We start from the raw sequence: 6998 nt of genomic DNA, 5'->3' as shown, positions 1-6998 counted from the left end.
GGATGCAGTAGTCGCGCTCGTTGTGCGGAACCAGGCTTTCGCGCTGATAAAATTCGACATGTTCGATGATCGCGACCGGGTCATTGGTCTTCAGCGCCGTGTTCAGCAGTCCGACATAATCGAACGCATTCGTCGGCGAGACCACGTGCCAGCCGGGGAACATTCTGAACAGCGCCGCCGGGTCGCTCGAATGCTGCGAGCCGTAGCCGGTGTGCGGGGAGACGCGCACTCGCATGATGAGAGGCACCGGAAATCCGTCGCCGAACATGTGCCTGACTTTGGCGATGCCGTTGGCGATCTGATCGGCAGCGACGAAGCAGAAATCGCCGAACATGATTTCGACGATGGGCCGCAGCCCGCGCAGCGCGGCGCCGAGCGCCACTCCGGTGAAGCCGTTCTCGGCGATCGGCATGGCCAGCACGCGACCGGGAAACTGCTCGAGGGCGGAGCGGGTAAAGCCGCTCACCCCGCCGCGCAAGCGATGGACGTCCTCGCCGAGTACGATGATGTTCGGGTCTGCGGCCATCGCCGCGCCCAGAGCCTCGCCAGCGGCAGTGACAAAACGAGCCTTGACCAGTTGCTCAGGGGCAAAGTCTTCGATCTCGCGATAATTCAGCCCTTGGGCTTCGGCGGGAGACGCCAGGATGCCACTGTCGACGGATTGCGCGGCAGGCCAGAGGCCGTCCGGGATGCGAAGCTGGTTGGTGCCTGGCGCCGTTTCGGTCAAACGGTTGGCGGCGGACTGGACGATCGCCGTCACGCGCTCATCGATCAGCGCCAGCGCGGCGCTGTCGAGAATCCCCAATTTGCCGAGGCGCGACTCCGCCAGGCGAAGCGGATCGCGCTTAAGCCATTCCTGCTCTTCTTCCTTGCTCCGATAGCCAAATTCGCTTCCGGCCTTGCTGCCGCTCTGATGGAAGTATCGATAGCATTTCGCCTCGATCACGACAGGTCCGCGTCCCGCGCGGATCGTCTCTATGGCGTCAGACATGGCGCGATGCACCGCGACCACATCCATGCCGTCGCACTCGATGCCGGTAAAGCCGAGCATTGGACCGCGCGAGGCGATGCGGGGTTCCGCCGTCACGTCGCCGATATGTGTCGCCACGGCGTAGAGATTGTTCTCGACGAAGAAGATGACGGGCAGCTTGTAAGCGGCCGCGATGTTCATCGATTCATACGCTGCGCCCTGCAGCGAGGCGCCGTCGCCGAAGAAAGCGACCGAAATTCCGTCCCTGCCGAGGATGTCGTCGGCAAGCGCGTATCCGACGGCATGGGGGATGTTGCCGCCGACGATGGCGCTGGTGCCGGCCACGCCGGACTCGGCGTGGCGCATATGCATGGAGCCGCCGCGGCCGCCGCAGTAGCCCGGCGAAAGACCCATAATTTCCGCCATGAATCGGTACACGGCGTCGTTCATCGGCGGTGTGAAATCCTGGTTCAGTATGTCGAAATCCGGCTCGGTCTGCGCATTGACCAGCTTGGTCAGCACCTGGTGATGGGCCCGATGCGTGCCGTTGATCTGATCGCAGGCGCGCAACATTGAAACCGCTCCCACGGCCGCCGCTTCCTGGCCGATGCTGGCATGAGCGGGGCCATGGATGAGCCCGGCCTTCTCCAGGTCGAGAATCTTTTCCTCGAAGCGTCGGATCAGCTTCATCTGGGCATACAGGCGAACGAGATCGCTGGCGGGCAGGCTCGACCAGTCGGACTCGTCGGCCTCGATCCGGTACCACGGCGCCGAAGGCTTCAACTCATGCTTTTGGACCAACTCTACTCCTCCCCGGCCTGTCTATTATTCCAGAGCCAATCCCAATTCCGCGCGCCGGCGCAGCCACAGGCTTGCGCGATAGCGAGGATCCCGGGTGCGCTCATGCACCGTATCCAGGATGCGCAGAATGCGGGCGGGGCCGAGCTCGTTGCCCCATTCCAGCGGCCCGTGGGGGTAGCCAAGTCCCAGCCGCACGGCAGCGTCCACGTCCGTCACGGATGCGATCTTCTGCTCGACGATCTCGCAGCCGATGTTGACGATCATCGCCACGACGCGCTGGCACACCGCGCCGCAGCTGTCGTTCACCAGCGTCGCCTTGCGGCCGGTACTCTCGACGAGGGCGACGGCGGCCTTGCCGGCTGTTTCCGACGTCGCCGCGGACGCGACTAGCGTCACATGACAGTCCAGGCCGAAATAGGGATCGAAGCCGACGCACAGTGACGGCGGCAGGCCGAGACGCCGTGCTGCGCCGGCGACATCCTCGCCCTCCAATCCAACGAGGACGAGATCGTACTGCCCAGGCGCCAGAGCGTCGGGATCCACGGCCGCCGCGTCGGTCGACGCGACCATCTTTCGGATATCGGCCGCGTCATTGTCCGCCAGCACGGCGACGCATTTCGGAATTACCGCGGTGTCGGCCGCTTGCGCAGTGTTCAGCGGCGCTGCCTGCCGGTTGGGGTCGTAGCTGTAGAAACCGCGCCCCGTCTTGCGGCCGAGCAGACCTGCCGCCACACGCTGGGCAGCAATCCCGGAAGGTCGGTAGCGCGGGTCCTGGTAGAACTGGGTGTAGATGCTTTCCATGACCGGGTGCGAAACGTCGAGGCCGGTCAGGTCCATCAATTCGAACGGCCCCATCTTGAAGCCGGCGGCATCGCGCAGGATCGCATCGATCTCGCCGATCGAGGCTACGCCTTCGCGCAGCATCGCCAAGGCTTCTGTGCCAAAGGCGCGCCCGGCATGGTTAACGATGAAGCCGGGGGTGTCTGCCGCAATTACCGGACGATGGCCGAAGCGCGCGGCCAGATCGACCAGTGCGCGCTCCACCTCGGGTGAAGTGTGCGCGCCAGAGATGACCTCGACCAGCTTCATCACCGGCACGGGATTAAAGAAATGGTAGCCGGCGACCCGCTGCGGCCGCTCAGCCGCTGACGCGATCGCCGTCACCGAGAGGGAAGAGGTGTTAGTCGCGATGATCGCGTCGGCCCCCACGATCTTCTCCAATGCCTCGATGAGCCGGCGTTTGGGTTCGATTTGTTCGATGATGGCTTCCACGACCAGATCGGCGCCAGCCAGATGATCGAGGGTTTCGACAGGCGTTATGCGCGCAAGCAGCTTCTCGACAAAATCCGCGCTGACCTTGCCCGCTACGGCCCGCGCTCGCTGGCGCGACGCGATCTGCTCGACGGCGGCGGCCGCCTTTCCGGGTGCTTCATCGACGATCATCACGTCGATACCTGACGCTGCCAGGACTTCGGCGATGCCGGAGCCCATCACTCCGGCGCCCACGACGCCGGCTTTTTCGATCGGACTTGTCGACACCCCTCCCGTGCTAGCCAAGTCAGCGCCCCTTGAATGAGGGCTTGCGCTTCTCAAGGAAGGCGGCGACGCCTTCCCGCTTGTCGGCGGTGTCGAAAAGCAGCTGGAAGCCCTTGCGTTCCAGCCTCAACGCCGTTTCCAGCGGGGCGTCCTCTCCGTTGATCACAGCTTCCTTGATCTGCTCGACGGCCAGGGGCGGGAGCCGGCTGATCTTCTGCGCGATCAGGAGCGCCTGCTCCAAGGCCTTGCCCTCGTCCGTCAGGGTGCTGACAAGACCGGCACGCTCGGCATCTTCCGCCGAAAACATATCGCCGGTGAGAACGAGCATCAGCGTCTTGTATTTGCCGATCGCCCGCAGCATCCGCTGGGTGCCGCCGGCGCCCGGCATCAAGCCGAGCTTCACCTCGGGCTGCCCGAATGTGGCTGTCCGAGCGGCAACGATGATATCGGCGTGCATGGCAAGTTCGCAGCCGCCGCCGAGCGCGAAGCCTTCGACCGCGGCGAGGACTGGTTTCGGGCATCTGGCGATCACGTCCCAATAGCGATGGGTGCGCTGCAGAAGCATGTCGGCCGAGCCGAGCTTTTCGAAGGCCTTGATGTCGGCTCCCGCGACGAAGTTGCCACCGCGCCCAGCGATCACGATAGCCCGGATTTCCGGATCCTCCGAAAAGCCGACGACCGCGGCGGCCAGCTTCTCGCGCACCTCCAGATTGAGTGCATTGCGCAATTCAGGTCGATTGATCTCGACCAGCCCCACATTCTCGACGGGGCGGCTCTCGATGACGACGAGAGATTGATCGTTCGTTGAGCTCATTAGTGCCCAGAAATCAGAGAGTGGAATTTAATTTCAAATCTGCTTGACTATAGTCAGTAGCCGCGAGGGCCGCAAGCGTATTGTTCGATGCGCCGGTGCGGACCCGGACGGGTTTGAGCGGCGGGCCGGCTAGCCGGCAGGGGACTTCTCCTGAGTGCCAAGCCGCTTTCAGGTCGTGGCCCAGGTCGTCGGTCGGTCACCGAAAAAATATTCGGGTGTCCGCGCGTGCGGGAGCGCAATGGTCAGGCGAAATCGGAAAGCAGAGCGGCGCCTGCTCTGCCTTCCGAGGATCAAAACGACGGTCCGCCGCGCCACGTCATGCGTTGGTGAAACGGTCGAGGACGTTGCGGGTGATCTGCTCGGTGAAGCGGTCGCCGCGCTTGAGGCCCATGACCCATTCGCAGGTCGCGGCGGTCAGCACTTCGCCCTTGCCGCGCGTCATGTGCACCATCATGCCGGCGCCGTATTTGTAGCGGGCAAGCCCTTCCGGCGTCACCTCGCCGGTGACGCATTTCACCAGGCCCTCATGGTCGCTGCTGCGGACGTAATAGCGGAAGCCTTCGCCGTCCGGCTCGTCCTCGGCAAGCACCGCCGGCGCCATGGCGAGGATCTCGATCGTTTCCGGCTGACCGTCGACCGGGACAGGGTAGGGGAGGCCATGCCTGAATGTGTAGTCGAGACCGTCGACCTCGTAGGCGAAGATGCGCTCCTTGTCGCCGAAGATGTCGGCATAATGCAACCCGGTGCGGGCAAACACCCAGTGCTCCGGACGGTAGACGGTGAAGCCTTTCTGGCCGTGCGGCGCGAAGCCGCCCCAGGACGCGTAGAGCCCATGCAATCCGTTGACGCCGACGGTCGAGGCGCCCGGCCAGGCGACATCCTTATCTTCCCATGCGGTCGACAGCAGATGCGCCTTGTCGGTGCCGGCGACGGGATCATTGTTGATGGCGTTGAACTTGTGGCAGATCTGGCGCTTGCCGTCATCCTCCAGGCGGATCTGCCAGAGGAAGTTGGCGCCGAAGCGCGCAAGCCTGCCGCCGCGTTCGACATAGGCTTCGATCGCCAGTCGCATCTCGCGGGTCCAGTATTCGTCGTGACCGACAATGGTCAGGCATGGATAAGCATCGAGGAGCTCCGGCCTAAAGTGCAGGTCGGTCTGCGTAATCATGTCAAGCTCGTAATCTTCCTTCTCCGCCCATAGTACGAAGTGTCGATCGAACTGCGCCCAGCCGGCGGCGGCGTAATACTGGCCGAAGCCGTTGGCATAGGCCCATTCCTTCATAGGGTAGCGCGGCGCGTCGCCGAATTCCGGCAGCGGGTCGGCACAGATGCGCGGCGCGCCGGGCGGCAGCCAGACGACGCCGCGGGTCCATGGGCGCTCGAGCGAAAGCACGGGCGAAGGCTGGTCCTTGCCCGGACCGGCAACGCCGAAATAGTGGTTGGCGCCGCCGAAGTCGTTATAGGCGGTCCAGGTGCCGGTCGGCAGGATCATCAGGATCTTGGCGCGGCGCGTGGCCGCCGTCGGCCGCACGACGAAGAAGTGATGCTGGACGAACTTGCCGCCATTGGCGCGGGCGCAGGTCGAGACGACCCGGTAGAAGCCCGAGCGCAGATCGGCCGGAAGACGCCAGCGGTGGCTCACCGGCCAGCCGCATCCGGAGCGGTATGCATCCGCCGGCGTCGGCGCGAAGGCGCCGGCGATATCCTCGACCTTGTGGACGGTTTCCGGCCGATAGCCGTCGCGGTAGATCTCTAGCGTCCATTTCGGCGCGGTGGTCGAGGAATGGAAGACGACCTCGTCGCCCGGGTCATAGGACATCGTGTCCGTGTAGGTATAGACCTCGGGCAGGGCAGGGTCGCCGCGCGGCGCCTCATACCAGGGATTGGAGTGCCAGTGCTCGTCGGCGGGCATCGCCCAGGCCTTGCGCGGGCGGATGTTGACGGGGCCGAGTTCGGGCGGAACGAAATCATCTTCACGGGACATGGGCTTACTCGTTCGAGGATGGTCTGGGAGGCGTTGGTCAAAGAGCGTAGGAGACGAGCTGGCCTGGCAGGCCGAGCGTCACCCAGAGCCGGCCGTCACGGACGCAGCAATTGGTCGGGTCGCTGCCTTGGCCGCAATCGATCATCTCGACCAGCCGACCTGATGTGTCGAGGATCGCGACCCGGTCGCCGGTGCTGCCGGTGACGTAGAGCAGGCCGTCATGGCAGACCATGCCGTCGGGGTTGAAGCGGCCGTCGAAACGAACCCATTCGCTCATCGCGCCAACACTGCCGCCGTTCCAGTCGAAGCGCAGCAGACGATGCTCCATGGTGATGCCGACGATCAGCGAGCCGTCGGGATGGAAGACAAGCCCGTTCGGGAAGCCGGTCATCTTGGCCAGCGCGCGGACCTTCCGGTCCTGTCCCGCCGCAAGCAACTGCCCGCCATGATAGGCCGCGTCGTCGGCGCCGAACACCTCCCAGTTCTGCGGATCGGTGAACACGATCTCGCCCTGCGGCGTGAAGATCAAATCGTTCGGCCGCGAAGGCTTTGCGCCGGGCAGTTGGTCGGCAAAATTTTCCCAGCGGCCGTCGAGCTGCAGGCGCTGGATGCAGCCGGGGATCATCGGGGCGGCAAAATGCAGCGTCTCCAACGATTCCGGCGCAAGCCCGCCATTGTTGCAAATGTAGAGCGCGCCGTCGGGGCCGAGCCTCATGCCATTGGGCGCGCCGGGCAGCGTGGCCAACTCGCGCACGGCGCCGTCCTTAAAGGCGCGCACCTTGGCGTGGAGCAGGTCGACGAAGGCGATCGAACCGTCCGGGAGCGCCACCGGTCCCTCCGGGAAGCCCAGGCCCGTCACATGGATTTCCTTCGATCGTTTCATTGCTCCCTCC

At 64.4% G+C, this 6998-nt stretch carries 5 protein-coding genes; all 5 read right to left on the bottom strand.

The features are described from left to right. On the bottom strand, window positions 1-1771 hold a 1771-nt coding region (locus EOA27_RS15385), incomplete at its 3' end, for an alpha-ketoacid dehydrogenase subunit alpha/beta (RefSeq protein WP_189562037.1). Between the two features lie 24 nt (window positions 1772-1795). Continuing rightward, window positions 1796-3310: a 3-hydroxyacyl-CoA dehydrogenase gene (locus tag EOA27_RS15380; protein WP_245491099.1), complete on the bottom strand. Its 1515-nt coding sequence runs from the start codon at window positions 3308-3310 to the stop codon at window positions 1796-1798. Between the two features lie 19 nt (window positions 3311-3329). Then, window positions 3330-4121: an enoyl-CoA hydratase-related protein gene (locus tag EOA27_RS15375; RefSeq protein ID WP_127256610.1), complete on the bottom strand. Its 792-nt coding sequence runs from the start codon at window positions 4119-4121 to the stop codon at window positions 3330-3332. Window positions 4122-4437: 316 nt separating this feature from the next. Continuing rightward, a complete protein-coding gene (locus tag EOA27_RS15370; RefSeq protein WP_126062129.1) occupies window positions 4438-6105 on the bottom strand; it encodes a N,N-dimethylformamidase beta subunit family domain-containing protein in 1668 nt (555 codons plus the stop codon). A gap of 37 nt (window positions 6106-6142) precedes the next feature. After that, window positions 6143-6998, bottom strand: an 856-nt coding sequence (locus tag EOA27_RS15365) for an SMP-30/gluconolactonase/LRE family protein (RefSeq protein WP_210214150.1), incomplete at its 5' end; no start/stop codon positions are given.

The sequence above is a fragment of the Mesorhizobium sp. M2A.F.Ca.ET.037.01.1.1 genome (genome assembly GCF_003998075.1).
Taxonomy (GTDB): Bacteria; Pseudomonadota; Alphaproteobacteria; order Rhizobiales; family Rhizobiaceae; genus Mesorhizobium.
Note: the sequence above shows the minus strand (reverse complement) of the source record. Positions and strands in the feature narration are given on the sequence as shown.